This is a genomic window from Alloprevotella sp. oral taxon 473 str. F0040, assembly GCF_000318095.2.
Classification (GTDB): Bacteria; Bacteroidota; Bacteroidia; order Bacteroidales; family Bacteroidaceae; genus Alloprevotella.
This window is the reverse complement of record NZ_KB290714.1, coordinates 81638-99297: the sequence shown is the minus strand read 5'-3', so window position 1 is coordinate 99297 and position 17660 is coordinate 81638. Positions and strand designations below refer to the sequence as shown.

Here is a 17660-nt window from a genome sequence, read left to right as displayed (position 1 = left end):
CACTTTTTGCTTTCACAACCTTCACAAAATCTCTGGTAAATGATTTGTTATAAGCGGATTATCCCGATTTTATAACATCTATTTAGATAGTCAAGCCAGAAGGAGCGAAAAAAGACCAAGAAAGCCAGAAAAATTGAGACTAATAACTGGGAGAGTTTTGAAAATCGCTCGGAGACTTTTCAAAATATGTCGGAGATTTCGTGTGAAATCTCCGACTTTTTATTTGCTATCTCCTTGATTTTGATTTCAAAAGAAGGAGTAGATAGGGATATTCTGTGAAGGTTGTGAAAGCAAAAAGTGCAAAATCCCTGACAGGCGCGCACGCGTACTCTTGCGTGTGCGCGTAGCGCAAGAGTTTCTACTTGATGGATTGTCTATTGTTTGATGGGGCATCTATCTTTCTTCCTTCATTCTTGATTCATTCGCCTACACTCATGTGCGATTTTTTGAGATTAAGTTCTCCATTTTTGGAGCGAGGACTGGATAACGGTGAGAGTCAAGAATCAAGCGGATGGAGAATGAGGATAGACGTGAAGCAGTTGGGGGCATAAAGTGCGTCGAGGTAGTCTTTCCTAAAAATGAAATTATACCAGCAATTTGTTTTATAGAGATAGCAAAATAATAAGTGTTTCAAAATAATACTTCACTTTTTCGCTGTTTTTTCACTCTTTACCATGATTTCTACCCCTATATCTATGTGGGGCAATCCCAAATGCAAAAATGTATCGGAATCAGTTCAACTGCATTTTAGTTCAAGTGTTTCCATTCATCTTTTTATCGTTGAAAAGCAGAAATAGACTTGTACGAAGAACTAGATAAATCACAGAGATGTTTTGCTCAAAAACATTGCTTATCCAACAAGAAAATCGTAATTTCGCAACATTGTATTTACTCCTTCTCATCCACTTCTTCATCAGCACAATTGCAATGAAAATCATCCATACAGCCGACCTCCACTTAGGCAACGTCTTTCACCAACATAGTCGTGTGGCTGAACATCGCCATTTTTTTCAATGGTTGCTCCAAACGCTGAGTACCGAAAAGCCCGATGCACTCATCATCAGTGGTGATGTTTTCGATTCACCCAATCCAAGTGTGGAAGTGCAGCGATTGTTTTTTGATTTTCTCACCCAGTGTACGAGTGAAAATGAGGACATGCAGGTGGTGGTGATAGCTGGTAATCACGATTCGGGAGCACGCATCGAAGCTGCCGAAGAGTTGTTGAGACAGCACAACATTTACGTGCGTGGCACAGTGCAGCGTAAGGAGGATGTTTATGATTTTGAGCGCAACATCCTTCCCCTTTCACCTCGTGACACTTCCGAAGCGGCTGTGGTGTGTTATGCACTTCCGTTTTTGCGTCCGATGGATTATCCTCATGGAATGAGTGTGGAAGAAGGCATCAAATATCATCTTCAACAGATGGATAAGTGGCACAAAGGGAGTGATTTCAAAAAACTTCCCGTGGTGGTTGCTGCCCACTTCTATGCTGTGGGAGCTTTTGTCAATGAGCAGGAACATAGTGAGCGATTGGTTGTGGGTGGCCAAGACTGCGTATCGGTGAATGATATGGGCAAACGCTATGCTTACACGGCATTGGGACACATCCACAAGCCACAAGCGGTGGCCGACATAGAGACTGTGCGTTATTCTGGAAGCCCGATTGCGCTTTCATTTTCGGAGCGCGACTATCAGCGTTGCGTGATGGCAATAGAATTGGATGAGCGTGGCCGTGCTGAGGTGAGTGCCATTGACTACACACCGCTGTGCGAGTTGCTCACACTGCCCAAATATGGAAATGCCTCGCCCGAGAAGTTATTGTCGCTCTTGGCAGATTTGCCTAAAGACAATGGAGTGACTCCAAGAGAGAGTTGGCCTTATCTTGAACTTCATGTGGAACTCTCACAACCCGAACCTGAGTTGCGCGCCAAGATAGCACAAATGCTGAGCGACAAGGCGGTGCGCTTCTGCCGTGTCACCACAGAAACGGCACATCGTAAGGCACAAGATGCGGACAATCTACCTTCGCTCGAAACCCAGTTGGAGCAAATATCTCCCTTAGATTTGGCACAACGCTGCTATCAAGCCCAATTTGGTGATGAGATGTCGCCTGCTTTGGTGCAACGATTTGAAAAGGCCGAACAAGCCCTTCAAGAGTCCTAATCTGTAGTGGCTTTAATAGCCTCATTTATCCCACATCAATTCTCACCGCATCCCTCATTTTTTAGGCGACATGACGATAGAATCCATCACCATTTGCAACATCACCTCTCTTGAAGGGGAGCACTTCATAGATTTTACGGCCGAACCTCTTCGTTCTGCTGGGCTTTTTGCCATCACGGGCGACACTGGAGCGGGCAAAAGTAGTTTGCTCGATGCCATTTGTTTGGCACTTTATGGTAAAACCCCACGTCTGGACGAGAAGTTTGATAGACTCACTGAAAGTCAAACAGAATTAGCGGCGGGCATCAATGCTCAACTATCGCTCAATGATCCACGTGCTTACTTGCGCCGTGGTGCGAAGCAGGGATATGCCCGAGTGAGATTTTCGGTGCCTAGTGGGGGCACTTACGAGGCGAGCTGGGAAGTGGGATTGACGCGCAACGAAACTTTCAAATCTGTGGAACGCAGTTTGGATGAAATATCATCCAAAGGTAAGGTGACACGTGTGGCTTCGGGAAAGACCGACACTCAAGCTGCTGTGGAACGTGTGATAGGACTGGACTACGAACAATTCTCACGAACGGTGATATTGGCACAAGGCAGTTTCGCTAGTTTCCTCAAAGCCCAGTCTAAGGAGAAGAGTGTGCTGCTGGAAAAACTCACTGGAACGGCTATCTATGGGCGCATATCTACCCAAATCTTTGACATGTGCAAGGATGCGGAACAAGAGGTGCTCAATGAAAGAGCCAAATATGAGGGTTTGGCACAAGGTCGTCTTTCAGAGGAAGATGTGGTGGAGTTGCAACATCGTGGACAGATGTTGGCCAGTGTGCTGCTCGATTTGCAGCATCGCAAAGAGCGTACCACACAGTTCTTGCAGTGGCACGCGAAGAATGTAGAATTGATGGCGCAATATGATGAGGCGATGAAGCGCAACACTGCTGCCAACAATGAATATCTGCTGATGCGTGATAAGGAAAAAGCTTTGTCGCGCTATGATGCAGTGTTGCCCTTTCGTCCTGCCTATGAGCGCATCAATGAGCTGTCAAACCAAATAGAGCTGATCAAAGAGAAAGAGAGCGAAATCGCACAAGAGATAGCACAGTTGCAAGCTCAGATGAAAACCGCCGATCAAGAATTGCAACAGGCTACTGAGCGCAAGTCGGCTGCGGAAGAGCAAATGCGCTTGCGTAGCGGCGACATATCTCGAGGACACACTCTGCAAGGTGAAATCATTTCGTTAGAGAAACAACAAAGTGAGGCGGAAACTGCCAAAGAGCAGGCTGTGCTCACACAAGAAAAAACAGAGTTGGATCTGCGCACACGCTTGCAAGATGAAGAACGATTGAAAAAGGAGCTTGAACAGCTGAATTTGCGCCGTCAGTCGCTGGAGATTCACCGCACGATGTTTGATAACTATCAAACTATCACGGAGAAGCTCAAGCAGTATGCTGAGGAAATGCGCTACAATGATAGGTTGGACCGAGAGCATCGTCAGGAGAATCATCTGTTGCAAGAACTGACCGAGCAGTTTGAAAAGGTGAAAGCAACAGTGATTACGCAAGAGGGTGCTCTGTCGAGTCTTCGTGCTAATCGCTTGGGACACCAGCAGTCGATAGCACACATCTCGGAGACAGAACTATATGATTCCTACAATCGTGACACGGAGCGTCGTGTGCTTTTGGAAGAAGCACGACGCATGTGGCAAGAGATTACGGAACGCTATGAGCGGATGTCGGAGCTTCGTGCACAGCAGCAGCGATGGAAACGACAGATTGAGCAAAAAGAAGCTGAAATACTCTTGGCCGAAAAGGAAGAACAATCACGTTTCAAACGCTTTGATCAACTGAAAGAGGCTTTCATGTTGGCGCAAGTGAAGGATGTGGAGTTGCTTCGCACACTGCTCAAAGAGGGGACTCCTTGCCCTGTGTGTGGGAGTGCACACCACCCTTATCACACCGAGGTGGAACAAGTGTCGGGAGAACGACAACAACAACTCGAAAAAGATTTTCGCGAAGCTGAACGCTACTACAAAGCGCAACGTGAGATGCTCACTTTGCTCCAAGAAGAGAAACGCAACAAGCAAGCGCAGCAAAACAGTGAAGCGCAGGTGCTGAAAGCACTTGAGGAGAAACAGCAAAATGATGTGGCTTACTGGGCGAAGTTTGCTCATCTAGACCCTTCGTTTGTGGAGTGCTCGCCAGAAGTGAACCGACAAGCTCGAAGAACTACCATCGAGATGCTCATTGATGCGGTGGAGCGACAGATGAAACAGAGTGAAAAGGATCTTGAAGTCTATCGTTTCCATAGTACTGCTCTGAAAGAGGTGAATGAGAAGGTGGCAAAACTGGAAGAGACTTTGGAAGTGGTGATGAAACAACGTGGTGATTTGGAAACGAATCTTCGTATTCATGCACAAAATCGCGAACGTATCCACCAGTTGATGGTACAAAGCGATGCGCGCATCGAAGGGCTCTACAAGTCGCTCGATGATTTGCTCACCCTTGCTGGATGGCGCGATGATTCGATCGAAGCGTATATGAAGCGATTGAGCGAAATCTATGAAGAATGGCGATTGATCAATGATAGAATTGATGCTGGCTCGACAGAACAACGCGTGTTGCGCAATTTGATTGAGACTTTGCAGCAGACAGTGAAGGATCAGTATAATGCGACGAACGCATTGCGTGGAAAGTGTAGCCAGTTGCGTGAGCTGCTTGCGGAACGCCGTGAGGAAATCGTGCGCCTCTTTGGACACGATACACCAAAAAGTTTGGCTGAGACGCTGCAACGTAACATTGATGTAGCTGCTGCGCAGTTCAAGCAACTCCAAGGGGCACACGAATCGCTCAATGCTCAGTTGCAACAAACTGTGGGACAGCAACAAAGTTTGGCGGAAAACCGAGTGAAATCGGAGGGTGATTTACGTCAGCGACGCACAGATCTTGACATGGCTATTACGCGCTTCAATCGTGACAATGAGCCTTTGCAGCAGACAGAGTTGAATCGGATTTTTCAAGATTCTCGCGACTGGCAAGCTCTACGCATTGAGATTTCTACGAGCAAAGAGCGTATGTTGCTGGCACAGCAGACGATGCAGCAGGCTTCTGATGCATACAATGCTTGGCAAGGTCAGCCTAATCGTCCTTCAGATGCTGAAGATGAGCAACCTGAAGCCTTGCAGGAAGCTTTGCCTCTCCTAGAAGAAAAATTGCTCCAACAACAGTCGGAGCAAGAAGAATTGAAACATCGTTTGCGCCGACACGAAGATAGTATTCGTGAGTCGGAGTCGCAAAGAGCGATGGTGGAGCGTGCAGAAGAAAATGCTACTGAATGGAAGCGATTGAGTGCTGTGTTTGGCTCGAAAGATGGTAAGAAATTTCGTGATATGGCGCAGAGTTACACCTTCTCGCTCTTGGTGGAACATGCCAATTTCCATTTGCGCCGCCTTACTCCTCGCTATGGTTTGAAGGTGATTCCTGGTTCGCTCACACTGGAAGTGGTGGATCACGATATGCTCGATGAGCATCGCTATGTGAATTCTCTTTCGGGAGGAGAAACTTTCATTGTTTCGCTTGCGCTCGCTTTAGGATTGGCTTCGCTTTCGAGCACTACGCTAAACATAGGCAGCCTGTTTATTGATGAAGGGTTTGGCCATCTTGACGAGAACTCCCTAGCCTTGGTGCTTGATGCTTTAGCTGCTCTCGAAGATGGACAAGGGCGCAAAGTGGGTGTGGTGAGTCACACCGAACAGATTCGCGCACAGATTGCTCCACAAGTCAAAATAGTGAAACAAGGTGCTGGTGGATGCTCCACAATCGTGGTGGAATAAGTCAAGGAGAGGCTGTGATATGTTTGTATAGAGGAGGTAGAGTAGTCAATCTTCTAGGCTATTATATAGCCTGCTCTGTGATAGGAATGTTGAAAGTAATAAGTATTTCTGAAGCTATAATTCATTTATAATCTTGCAATTGCTCAATGAAAAAGATACTTTTCTTGCATGGTTTTGCTTCTAGCGGCCACTCTGGCACGGTGATGACACTGCGCCAACTTCTTTATGCTGATGGAGTGTCGGTGATAGCTCCAGATTTGCCTGTGATGCCGCAAGCTGCGATGACACTCATAGCGCAGATCATCGAAGAAGAAAAGCCTGATGTAGTGGTGACTTCCTCGATGGGTGGACTTTTTGGAGAGCAATTGCGTGGTATTCCTCGGGTGCTCATTAATCCTGCATGGTCTATGTCACGTCTTCTCACCTTTGGAGGGATGGGACGTCGTGAGTTTTACAACAAGCGTGCTGATGGAGCTAAGGATTTTAAGGTGGATAAAGAGATGGTGGCTGAGTTCAAAGCCATCGAAAAGTCCACTGGTAAGGGAGTTACAGCCGAAGATAAGCAATTAGTATGGGGACTTTTTGGAGATAAAGACAAGCGAGTGAATCACCAAAAAGACTATGTAAAATACTATGGAAAGGAGCATTTCGTAGTCTTCGATGGAGAGCATTCGCTTAATGACAAAGTGTTAAGCCGAGTGGTACTCCCGATCGTCAGACAACTTTTAGGATTGAACTAAAGGTAGTGACTCCTAAAAATCCATGTTCTGATCGAGAGGATATGAAAACTGCGAAGCGATAATAACAAAAAAAGCCCCACTGTTCTTGAAACTACATATTAGACAAATATGAATTCATGAACAATGGGGCTTAAACATAGGAGAGTGATAATTGACTCCTTAAAAATATGTAGAGAAAAGAATCTTATGATTTCTCTAAAATGTTGTATCTTTGCATTGAAGCACATCCCGATAAACATTAAAAGGGGTACAGAACTTACATTTTATTCATCCAACACACTAAACTTATGTCTCGTAATTTAAACATTGGTATCCTTATTCTTCGAGTAAGCATCGGACTTATGCTATTACTCCATGGTTTTGCTAAGATTTCTAATGGCTTTGCAGGAATCAAAGGCATGCTTGCTGGTATGGGTTTGCCTGAGTTTTTGGCTTACGGTGCTTTGGTAGGAGAAGTGGTAGCTCCTCTTTTGCTCATTGTAGGACTTCTCATCCGTCCTGCTGCTGCCGTGATTGCTTTTAATATGCTTGTAGCTGTGGCAATGGCCCACTGCGGAGATGTTTTCTCCCTTTCTCCTATGGGAGGATGGGCGATTGAGCTTCCCATGCTCTTCTTCTTCCCTGCTGTAGCACTTGTGTTTACTGGTGGAGGGAAGTATATCATAGCTTCACGCACTTGTTTGGACTAAGACTTACATGTATACTTGGAGCTAGTGCTTCCTTGTATATGTAGTTTCATTCTTCTTTCCCCTCTTTCGATAGTGCAATGCTACTTCGAGAGAGGGGAATCTCGTGTCTTGCCTGAACCTCTCTCTTTTCAACACTGGTGAAAAAGTTAAGACATCATACGAAAAGACCTGTAAATCCGCAGCTATGTCGGAAGAAATGAGTACATTTGCCAATTGCTACATTGCATCTTTTTGCCTTATCTATTAGTATTAGAGAAAAGAGAGGGCAGTGATGATTCATTCCAAACACATAGACGGTATGAAACGGAAATTAGTAGTTTTGACGGGAGCTGGCATGAGTGCAGAAAGTGGTTTTGCCACCTTCCGTGATAGTGGAGGATTGTGGGAGACACATCCCGTGGAGCGCGTGGCGACTCCCGAAGGATGGGCTGCCGATCCAGATTATGTCAATGGCTTCTACAATGGACTTCGCCGGCAGTTAGTGACTGCGCATCCCAATCGCGGACATGAATTATTGGCTGCATTAGAACAGGACTGGGATGTGACTATTGTGACACAGAATGTAGATGATTTGCATGAGAGAGCTGGTAGTAGTAGAGTAGTACATTTGCATGGTGAACTCATGAAGGTCACTTCTTCTCGTAATCCAGAAAATCCTGCTTTCATCACCACCCTCCAGTCGCCTAATTTAGAAATTGCACCAGGACAATGTGCTACTGATGGGAGTTTGCTACGTCCATATATTGTGTGGTTTGGGGAAGCTGTACCTATGATTGAAGTTGCAGCCGAAATAGTGGCACAAGCTGATGTCTTTGTCATAGTGGGGACTTCACTAATGGTCTATCCTGCCGCAGGATTGGTGCACTATGCTCGCAAAGATATTCCCATCTATTTGATTGATCCCAATGAGGTGAATGTTCCTTCTTCACATTATCTCACCTTTATTCAGCAAGGTGCTTCAGAGGGTATTGCACACTTGTGCACCCTGCTCGCAGCCCACTCATAAAAGGTCTTACTTAAAGTTGTTATGATAGCCAGTAGGGCTCATATATAATTCTCAGAACGCCAATGAAACTCGTTAAAACTCGTGATGGGCGCAACTACCTTGTGCCTTTTCTCTTAGTTACTTCCCTCTTCTTCCTCTGGGGGTTTGCCCATAGCATCCTTGATGTGCTCAACAAATTCTTTCAAAATGAAATGCACCTCAGCAAGACGCAGTCTGCTTTCATTCAAGTGGTGGTCTATGGAGGCTATTTTCTCATGGCATTGCCTGCAGGCGCTGTGATTCGTCACTGGGGCTATCGTGCCGGAGTGCTCACGGGGTTGTTTCTCTATGGCATTGGTGCCTTGCTTTTCATTCCGGGAGCCGAAATCATGGCTTTCCCCTTCTTCCTATTCTCGCTCTTCGTCATCGGTTGTGGCTTGACTTTTCTCGAAACCTCTGCCAATCCCTATGTCACCGTCTTGGGTGATGCCGATGCCAGCGAACAACGCATCAACTTCTCCCAGTCGTTCAATGGGCTCGGGTGGATTCTTGGTCCACTCGTGGGAGGTTGGTTCTTGTTTTCTCCAGAAAGCGCTCCTAACATCGCTCTTCCCTACGCTCTCATTGGGGTGACGGTGCTCATCATCGGTGCCGTCTTCTGTTTTGTGCGTCTGCCCGAAATCAGCTCCTCCACTTCCTCCGAAACCACAGGTGAAGCGCAAAGCCTCACCACAAAAGATGCTACTCTTGACACACCACAAACCTCTACGCTGTCTGAGATTCGCATCCTTTCGCGCAAGAGTGCTTTTGTCTTTGGATGGGTAGCCCTCTTCCTCTATGTAGCCGCACAAACGGGTGTCAACAGTTTCTTCATCAACTACGCCACAGAGCACATCGCCATCACCGACAGCATGGCAGCCACCCTCCTGAGTTTTGGAGGCATGGGACTCTTCATGCTCGGACGTCTTGGTGGCAGTTGGGCGATGGGTCGCATCCGCGCCGAACATCTTTTGGCGATATTAGCCATCATTGCCACACTCGCTACTAGTGCCGTGGTGCTGGCTCCTGGAGGCATAGGATTTGCTGCACTTTTGGTGGTATATCTCTGCGAAAGCATCATGTTTCCAACCATCTTTGCCCTTGCCCTTCGTGGTCTGGGCGCGCACACCAAAATCGCGTCCTCCCTGCTCATCATGAGCATCGTGGGTGGTGCAGTCGCTCCCTTGCTCATGGGCATTGTGGCAGATGGTCACAGCATGGCATTGGGCTTCATCGTTCCTCTCGTCTGCTTCGTCGTCATCGCTGCTTACGCAATTTCTAGACGATAGGGGTCATAGACCCTTTTATGCTCGCCACGACAAACGTGGCTAGGACCGAGATAGACGCTAGCCCCCCTAGAACATCTAGAAAAACTAGGCCCTCTAGTCCCCCAGAAAAACTACAACTTATGGCTCACAAAAAGAAAATGAACGCGGCAGCTCTTGCAGCTTATCGCGAAGAAAATATCAACTTTCTCGCCAACCTCGAAGGAAAGCCTGGCATCCAGACCCTCCGTTGTGGCGTGAAATATCGTGTCATCACTCCAGCTCCTCCAGCACCAGAAGGTGCCACAGAGCGCACACTCCGCAAACTCCAGTCCACCCCGCAACCTCGCAGCGTGGTCACTGTGCACTACGAAGGCAAACTTATCGACGGTAAGCAGTTTGATTCCTCACGCAGAGGGAGCGGTGCACCCGCAGTGTTCCGTGTCAATGAGCTCATCACCGGTTGGCAAGTAGCTTTAGTCAACATGCACATCGGCGAGAAGTGGGAAATCTACGTTCCTGCCGAAGCTGGATATGGAGAACGCGGAGCAGGTCGCGACATTCCAGGGCACAGCACCCTGATTTTCCAACTCGAATTGATCGACATCAACTAATTTATGAACCAATATATCGAGGTGAAAGGAGCGCGCGTCAATAATCTCAAGAACATTGAGGTGAAGATTCCGCGCAATCAGTTCATTGTTATCACAGGACTTTCCGGTTCTGGTAAATCATCGTTGGCCTTCGACACACTGTATGCCGAAGGTCAGCGTCGTTATGTAGAGAGTCTCTCGGCTTATGCCCGACAATTCTTGGGCAGAATGAACAAGCCCGAGGTGGACTACATCAAAGGCTTGCCACCTGCCATCGCCATCGAACAGAAAGTAACCAGCCGCAACCCACGTTCCACCGTGGGCACCAGCACCGAAATCTACGAATATCTCCGCCTGCTCTTTGCGCGCATCGGACGCACCTACTCCCCCGTGAGTGGCAAAGAAGTGCGACGTTGTAGTGCCGATGATGTAGTGGCAGCTGCTTTGCAACACAACCCTGGCACCCGATTCACTGTTCTCGCTCCCCTCAAGGAGAGAGATGACCGCACCTTCCAGCAACAAATGGAGGTGATGATGCAACAAGGTCTTTCGCGCCTCGACTGTGATGGAGAGATGGTGCGCATGGACGAAGCCATAGAGAGCGAAGCCGCGATGTTGCGCTACGAAACAGCCCTCCGCGAAGGACGTCTATTCCTCCTCCTCGACCGCCTTGCCGTAGATGCTTCCAAGGATGGGGTGTCGCGACTCACCGACTCTGTGGAAACGGCACTCTTCGAAGGCGATGGAGAATGCTTGTTGCGCTTCTATCCCGAAAAGAATTTGGAGCATTTTTCCACACGATTTGAAGCCGATGGCATCACCTTTGAAGACCCTTCCGATAATCTGTTCTCTTTCAACTCTCCCGTGGGCGCTTGTCCGCGTTGCGAAGGCTTCGGCAAGGTGATGGGCATCGATGAGCATCTGGTCATCCCCAATCGCTCCCTCTCCGTCTTTGATGGCGCAGTGATGTGCTGGCGTGGAGAAAAACTGGGCATGTGGCGCGAAGAGTTCTTACGCCGTGCTCAACAACATAACTTCCCCATCTTTGAACCCTACTTCAACCTCACCGAAGCACAGCGCGATTTGCTCTGGCATGGTGGCGAAGGCATGGCTTGGGAAGAAGGTGATGTGGATGTGTGTATCGATGGATTTTTCAAAGCCCTCGAGATGGGGCAATACAAAATCCAAAATCGGGTGATGCTCGCTCGCTATCGCGGCAAAACCACTTGCCCCGATTGTCGAGGCAGTCGCCTACGTCCCGAAGCACTCTACGTGAAAGTGGGAGGAAAAACCATTGCCGACCTCGTGAAAATGTCGGTCAAAGATCTCGCGGCATGGTTTGCTGCTCTTGAAGTCACGGAGCACGAAGCCCAAATCGCACAACGTCTGTTGTCTGAAATCAATAGCCGCCTGCACTTCCTCGAAGAAGTGGGGCTCAACTATCTCACCCTCGACCGCCTCTCCAACAGTCTTTCGGGTGGAGAAAGCCAGCGCATCAATCTTTCCACCTCCCTCGGCAGCAGTTTGGTGGGTAGTCTCTACATCCTCGACGAACCCTCCATCGGTTTGCACTCACGCGACACCGATCGCCTAATTCACGTCTTGAAAGAACTCCGCGATGTGGGCAACACCGTGGTGGTGGTGGAGCACGATGAAGACATCATGCGCGCTGCCGACCACATTATCGACATCGGTCCAGAAGCAGGACGACATGGAGGACAAGTGGTGTGGAGCGGCGACTATCGACACCTGGTCGAGAGTAAAACCGACAATAAGAAGCCTACCTCAGGTGAATCGCCCCTGACGAGCCACACACTCAACTATCTCCTCGGATGTGAGCGCATCGAACTCCCCAATTCGCGCAGAAAATGGAACCGCAAAATCACCATCAAGGGAGCGCGTGAAAACAATCTCAAAGGCATCGACGTGGATTTCCCCCTCAATGTCTTCACCGTGGTGACAGGTGTGTCGGGTTCGGGCAAATCTACCCTCGTGCGCAACATCTTCTATCCTGCCATTCAGCGACACTTGGACGAAACAGCCGAACGCCCTGGCGAATTTGTGGCGTTGGAGGGCGATCTCGATGCTATTCGCGCGGTAGACTTTGTGGACCAAAACCCCATCGGACGCTCTTCGCGCTCCAATCCCGTCACCTATGTCAAGGCGTATGACGAGATTCGCAAACTCATGGCTGAGCAACCTCTCGCACAGCAGATGGAGATGAAACCTGCGTTCTTCTCTTTCAATGCCGATGGCGGACGATGCGAAGAGTGTAAGGGTGCAGGCACCGTGAAGGTGGAGATGCAATTTATGGCGGATCTCGAACTTGAATGCGAAACCTGCCATGGACATCGCTTCAAGAATGAGGTGTTGGAGGTGAAGTTTGAAGGCAAAAACATCTACGACATCTTAGAGATGACGGTGAACCAAGCCATCGAATTCTTCGACAACTATGGCAAGAAAAAGATTGTCAATCGCCTCCGTCCCTTGCAAGATGTGGGACTGGGCTACATCAAACTCGGACAGTCTTCCTCTACCCTCTCTGGAGGTGAAAATCAGCGTGTCAAACTGGCTTACTATCTCGGGCAAGAACGCGCTGTGCCCACACTCTTCATCTTCGACGAACCCACCACGGGATTGCACTTCCACGACATCAGCCGATTGCTCCATGCCTTCAACGCTCTGCTCGAACGTGGACACTCCCTCGTGGTCATTGAGCACAATCTCGATGTGGTGAAGACTGCCGATCATGTTATTGACCTTGGTCCCGAAGGTGGAGCCGCTGGTGGAGAACTCGTCTTTGCTGGCACCCCCGAAGCACTGGTGGAAGCTGGCAAGGGATATACCGCACACTATCTTGCGCCTTTGATGACCCACAACTCTACGCAGCATGACTAAAATCACCATTCGTCAGGGACTCATAGCCCTCAGTCCCATCTTCGTGCTCATCGGACTCTTCCTCACGCTGAGCATTGCTTGGGGCAATTTCGACAAAGTGCCACTCGTGGTGGTCTTTGTCATCGCTTCTGCCTATGCTCTCTTCATCACCAACAAGAATCATGCTGCGGAAATGGCGGTGGAGAAGAACAATAAACCGCGCAAACTTTCCATTGCCGACCGTGTGATGGTCTTTAGCCGCGGTGCGGGGGATAAAAATCTGATGATGATGCTCTGGATCTTCATCCTCGCAGGAAGTTTCGCCCAAACGGCAAAAGACATGGGCGCTATCGACTCCACCGTAGGGCTCACCCTCCAACTGCTTCCCTCATCGTTGCTCTTGCCGGGATTGTTCCTCGCTGCTTGTTTTGTCTCACTCAGCATCGGCACCAGTGTGGGTACGGTCGTGGCACTCGTGCCCATGGCATCCGGCATTGCCTCTTCTTCGGGCATCGCTCTGCCGCTTGTGGTAGCGGCTGTGGTGGGAGGGGCTTTCTTTGGCGACAATCTCTCTTTCATCTCCGACACCACCATCGTGGCTACACGCACGCAAGGGGTGAAACAGAGTGCGAAATTCCGCACCAACATCTACATTGCGGCTCCTGCAGCTTTGGTGTGCTTCGTCATCTACTACTTCCTAGGCAACACCGGTGCTCCCATCACGCAGATTCCTGCCGTAGAGTTCTTGAAAATCATGCCTTATCTGCTCGTCATTGTCGCTGCTGTCATGGGACTCGACGTGACTCTTGTACTGCTCATGGGCAACATCCTTTCTGGCATAGTGGGCATGACCACTGGTAGTTTTGGTCTCGAGGGGTGGTTCGCATCTATGGCAAAGGGCATTGGTGGTATGACCAGTACCATCCTCATTGCGCTCTTGGCAGGAGGATTGATGGAAGTGATTCGTCACAACAGAGGCATCCAGTTTATCATCAACAGTCTCACGCGTCACATCCACGGCAAACGTGGAGCAGAAGGCGTGATTTCAGCCCTTGTGGCGATCATCAACTGCGTCACTGCTAACAACACGGTGGCTATCCTTGCTGTGGGCAAGATTTCTAACGAGATTGCTGAAACTTATGGGGTGAACAAAAGCAAGAGTGCTTCGTTGCTCGACACTTTCTCCTGTGTCATGCAGGGGCTATTGCCCTATGGTGCGCAGCTCCTCCTTGCTGCCAGCTTAGTCAAACTCAGTCCTGTGGAGATTCTTCCTCACATGTACTACAACTTCGTCTTGGCTGCCATTGCCATTCTGAGCATCCTCTTGCGCTACCCTCGCAAATTTAGCTAAGTCTTTCTTTTAAAAATCCCCTCAGCGAAAGATTCGTTGAGGGGATTTCTATATGTCACAAGATGCTATCCTACTATTATCTAAAAGTGTGTAATGCCGTTTTCCATTCTCCTCTATAAATATATGGATTGATATGACGCAAAAGAGAGAAAAAATGGCCAAAAAGTGAAGACTTTTCTTTGGTTATATCTTGGTTTGATAAGTATGTTTGGCAAATTTGTAGTTTATTACCCGATAAATAAGAGTAAATAAAATGAGGTGCTACACAGTGCAACACCTCAAGAAAGGAGAATGATGACAGATAATCATCAAAAATAAATACAATCAATAGCGTGCAACGCTAGCCCCCTCTATCCAAACCAGAGCATGACGATGATTTGGGCAATGATGACACGCAGGAACATCGCCAAAGGATAGACGGCAGCGTAAGCTAATGAGGCTTGGTCGCCCTCTACAGTGTCGTTCACATAGCCTAGGGCAATGGGATTTGCCATAGCTCCGCAAAGCATACCCGCAGTGGTGGCAAAGGATTTGCGACGATACACCACCGCTATCACGGCTACAATCGCCATGGGGAGAGCAGTGAGTAGGGCAGCAAAGCCAATCCATTTGAGAGCGGCAGGCTGCATGACGGTGGCTAAGAAATCTCCTCCTGCATCAAGGCCAAGGCAAGCCAAATACATAGAAAGCCCGAGAGAGCGCAGCATCAAGTTGGCAGACTGCGTGGTGTAAGCCACCATGTGGAGGCGCGGTCCATAAGCTCCGATGATGATGCCCATGATGATGGGACCACCAGCAAGACCGAGGCTGATGGGATAGCTCAACCCGAAATGAATGGGCACACTGCCAAGGAGAAGTCCAAGAACAATCCCTAGGAAGATGGTCACCATGTTGGGTTCTTCCAAAGATTTCACCTCATTTCCCAAAAGCGTTACCACCTTTTCTATACCCTCTTCGTTGCCCACCACCGTCACGCGGTCGCCCATGCGGAGCATAAGGTCGGGAGTGGCAAGAAGTTGAAGGTCGGTACGTTTCACACGACTCACCGTCACACCATGAAGCAGGCGGAGATTGAGGTCGCGAAGTCGTTTACCATTGATGCTAGGGCGTGTGATGAGCACGTGTCGCGAAATGAGATGCGCATCAATCGCATTCCAGTCGATGTTGTCCTTATTCCAATCTTGCTCTTCATGTTCACCAAAAAGGGTGGTAAGTGTGTTTACCTGCGACTTGAGTGTGATGATAAGCAGACGGTCGCCCTCTTGCAGCACAGTCGTAGCATTAGGAAGAATCACTTTTCCCTCTCGCCAAATGCGTGATACCACAAATTTTGCATGATCCGAATGATGCACCACTTCATGAATATCCTGGCCGAAGAGAGCAGGATTGCGCACACAATAGGCCGTAATGTAGGCTTCTTCACTGTGGTCATTCTCTTCACCATGGTCGTGTCGCTGGAGCCAACCTCGCATAATCACCAAGACAATGATGACGCCCACCATGCCGATGGGGTAGGTGACGGCACAACTCAAGGCAGCCACTGCCGAAGGTTGTCCCAGTTGTTTGAGTGTTTGCTGTGCAGCACCGAGTGCCGGTGTGTTGGTGGTGGCTCCACAAAGCACCCCCATGAGGTCGGCAAAGGGCAACCATCCCATCAGTGCGATGCCCACTGCCATGATAGTACCGATGATGACGACAGTGAGGGAAAGGATGTTGAGCCACGTACCTCCATGTTTGAAGGTCGTTACAAAACCAGGTCCCACTTGTAAACCTAAGGTGTAGACAAAAAGGATGAGTCCGAAACTTTCGGCATACGCCACCATCTGTGGGTCTAGTTTTAATCCCAACGCTCCAGCCAAGATACCTGCAAAGAAAACGAAGGTGATGCCAAGACTAACGCCTCTAAATCGGAATTTAGCTAAAGAAAGTCCAAGAGCACAGACAGCCGATAATACAATAACAGCTTGAATGGCAGAGGGTTCAGTGAGAAGCTTTACAATCCACATAAACAAAGTAATGCACCCACCAGAAATTATGGGTGTGATATGATAATAGATGGGCAAAATAAGGGTGCTTCGTAGGTTTTTTCATCATTGAAAGGACACCCTGTAAGAGGCACATAGGGCAAAGTTAGGCAGAAAAAAAGAAAGAAGCGAAAGAAATGCTGGACTTTTTTTGTAAACCTTCTAGAAAAGAGGAAGTAAGAAGTGACATTCGGCCAAATAATCCACCTAAATGAGGAATTTTACTATACAATCATGAAAATAGTGACGAAAGACTTGGTCATTTGTCAAAAAGAATGAGTAAATTTGTCCGACAAACATAAGCTCACAACACAATGGTTGTGACACCATGGTGTGACAAATTATATTCAATTCATCATTTCATGAAAAAAGCAGATCTTTTAGACCGCAAAATCCTCAAGGTTATCTCTGTAGATGCTCGTCGCAGCTTCAAAGAAATAGCTGCACAATGTGGTGTTTCACGTGCTGCCATCCACCAACGCGTGGTGCGCATGGTGCAACGTGGCATCATCGTAGGTAGCGGCTATCAAGTCAATCCTAAATACTTGGGTTTTGGCACTTGCACCTACATCGGCATCAAGCTCGAGCGCGGCTCACTCTACAAGACCGCTGTGGCGAAGCTCAACGAAATCCCAGAGATTGTGGAATGTCACTTCACCACCGGCCCTTACACCATGTTGGCTAAGCTTTATTCTCGTGACAATGAGCATCTTCGCGATTTGCTCAACAATAAGATTCAAGAGATTCCTGGTGTGACTTCCACAGAAACCATGATTTCTTTGGAGCAAAGCATCCAACGCACCATCCCCATTAGTACAGAGCATGAGTATGAAGAACCCGAAAAGGAATACTACCGTCCTGTTGCTGATTTCTTGGATGAAGTAGACGATTAATACTCTACAACATCTGTCCACTCCTTGGATAGATGTTGTGCTGTGTTTTCAACAGGGTGATGCTAGGGTATAGCATCGCGTTGAAGACACACAGCAAATCTATAAATCTTTGAGCTGAGGACGTGGCGCGTGCATCACGCTACGTCCTAATGGCTTGTAAAGGATAGTACATTGCTTTTCAATGCCCACTTGGTTTTGTTGCCTACACT

General features: G+C 48.3%; 11 protein-coding genes. 10 read left to right on the top strand and 1 reads right to left on the bottom strand.

The window, feature by feature from the left end:
* The first annotated feature begins 927 nt into the window (after positions 1 to 927).
* From HMPREF9999_RS03045 to HMPREF9999_RS03005, 9 genes are all read left to right on the top strand, one after another.
* Positions 928 to 2163 (top strand): exonuclease SbcCD subunit D, encoded by a 1236-nt coding sequence (locus tag HMPREF9999_RS03045; protein WP_044063074.1) that lies wholly within the window; start codon positions 928 to 930, stop codon positions 2161 to 2163.
* A 70-nt stretch (positions 2164 to 2233) separates the two neighbouring features.
* Positions 2234 to 5995: an AAA family ATPase gene (locus HMPREF9999_RS03040; RefSeq protein WP_009436860.1), complete on the top strand. Its 3762-nt coding sequence runs from the start codon at positions 2234 to 2236 to the stop codon at positions 5993 to 5995.
* A gap of 146 nt (positions 5996 to 6141) precedes the next feature.
* Entirely contained in the window at positions 6142 to 6735 is a 594-nt protein-coding gene (locus HMPREF9999_RS03035) for a YqiA/YcfP family alpha/beta fold hydrolase (protein WP_009436859.1), read from the top strand.
* Positions 6736 to 7022: 287 nt separating this feature from the next.
* Entirely contained in the window at positions 7023 to 7424 is a 402-nt protein-coding gene (locus HMPREF9999_RS03030) for a DoxX family protein (protein WP_009436858.1), read from the top strand.
* 298 nt (positions 7425 to 7722) lie between these two features.
* Positions 7723 to 8430, top strand: a complete 708-nt coding sequence (locus tag HMPREF9999_RS03025; RefSeq protein ID WP_044063072.1) for a Sir2 family NAD-dependent protein deacetylase — start codon at positions 7723 to 7725, stop codon at positions 8428 to 8430.
* 62 nt (positions 8431 to 8492) lie between these two features.
* Positions 8493 to 9737 (top strand): sugar MFS transporter, encoded by a 1245-nt coding sequence (locus HMPREF9999_RS03020; protein WP_009436855.1) that lies wholly within the window; start codon positions 8493 to 8495, stop codon positions 9735 to 9737.
* A 119-nt stretch (positions 9738 to 9856) separates the two neighbouring features.
* Positions 9857 to 10327: an FKBP-type peptidyl-prolyl cis-trans isomerase gene (locus HMPREF9999_RS03015; protein WP_052316472.1), complete on the top strand. Its 471-nt coding sequence runs from the start codon at positions 9857 to 9859 to the stop codon at positions 10325 to 10327.
* A 3-nt stretch (positions 10328 to 10330) separates the two neighbouring features.
* On the top strand, positions 10331 to 13204 hold the full coding sequence (uvrA, locus tag HMPREF9999_RS03010; RefSeq protein WP_009436853.1) for an excinuclease ABC subunit UvrA: 2874 nt from the start codon (positions 10331 to 10333) through the stop codon (positions 13202 to 13204).
* On the top strand, positions 13197 to 14534 hold the full coding sequence (locus tag HMPREF9999_RS03005; RefSeq protein WP_009436852.1) for a Na+/H+ antiporter NhaC family protein: 1338 nt from the start codon (positions 13197 to 13199) through the stop codon (positions 14532 to 14534). Before uvrA ends, HMPREF9999_RS03005 begins: the two co-directional genes overlap by 8 nt.
* Positions 14535 to 14884: 350 nt before the next feature.
* On the opposite strand, the gene HMPREF9999_RS03000 is transcribed toward HMPREF9999_RS03005, so the two are convergent.
* Entirely contained in the window at positions 14885 to 16540 is a 1656-nt protein-coding gene (locus tag HMPREF9999_RS03000; protein WP_009436851.1) for a putative transporter, read from the bottom strand.
* A gap of 380 nt (positions 16541 to 16920) precedes the next feature.
* Here HMPREF9999_RS03000 and HMPREF9999_RS02995 point away from each other — a divergent pair, with 380 nt between their 5' ends.
* Positions 16921 to 17451 (top strand): Lrp/AsnC ligand binding domain-containing protein, encoded by a 531-nt coding sequence (locus HMPREF9999_RS02995; RefSeq protein WP_009436849.1) that lies wholly within the window; start codon positions 16921 to 16923, stop codon positions 17449 to 17451.
* Positions 17452 to 17660 lie beyond the last annotated feature (209 nt).

What these genes read in the sequence shown, in the direction of transcription:
- HMPREF9999_RS02995 (WP_009436849.1), top strand. Translation starts at nt 16,921, where the DNA reads ATGAAAAAAGCAGATCTTTTAGACCGCAAAATCCTCAAGGTTATCTCT.
- HMPREF9999_RS03025 (WP_044063072.1), top strand. Translation starts at nt 7,723, where the DNA reads ATGAAACGGAAATTAGTAGTTTTGACGGGAGCTGGCATGAGTGCAGAA.
- HMPREF9999_RS03030 (WP_009436858.1), top strand. Translation starts at nt 7,023, where the DNA reads ATGTCTCGTAATTTAAACATTGGTATCCTTATTCTTCGAGTAAGCATC.
- HMPREF9999_RS03020 (WP_009436855.1), top strand. Translation starts at nt 8,493, where the DNA reads ATGAAACTCGTTAAAACTCGTGATGGGCGCAACTACCTTGTGCCTTTT.
- HMPREF9999_RS03035 (WP_009436859.1), top strand. Translation starts at nt 6,142, where the DNA reads ATGAAAAAGATACTTTTCTTGCATGGTTTTGCTTCTAGCGGCCACTCT.
- HMPREF9999_RS03005 (WP_009436852.1), top strand. Translation starts at nt 13,197, where the DNA reads ATGACTAAAATCACCATTCGTCAGGGACTCATAGCCCTCAGTCCCATC.
- HMPREF9999_RS03045 (WP_044063074.1), top strand. Translation starts at nt 928, where the DNA reads ATGAAAATCATCCATACAGCCGACCTCCACTTAGGCAACGTCTTTCAC.
- HMPREF9999_RS03040 (WP_009436860.1), top strand. Translation starts at nt 2,234, where the DNA reads ATGACGATAGAATCCATCACCATTTGCAACATCACCTCTCTTGAAGGG.
- HMPREF9999_RS03015 (WP_052316472.1), top strand. Translation starts at nt 9,857, where the DNA reads ATGGCTCACAAAAAGAAAATGAACGCGGCAGCTCTTGCAGCTTATCGC.
- HMPREF9999_RS03000 (WP_009436851.1), bottom strand. Translation starts at nt 16,540, where the DNA reads ATGTGGATTGTAAAGCTTCTCACTGAACCCTCTGCCATTCAAGCTGTT.
- uvrA (WP_009436853.1), top strand. Translation starts at nt 10,331, where the DNA reads ATGAACCAATATATCGAGGTGAAAGGAGCGCGCGTCAATAATCTCAAG.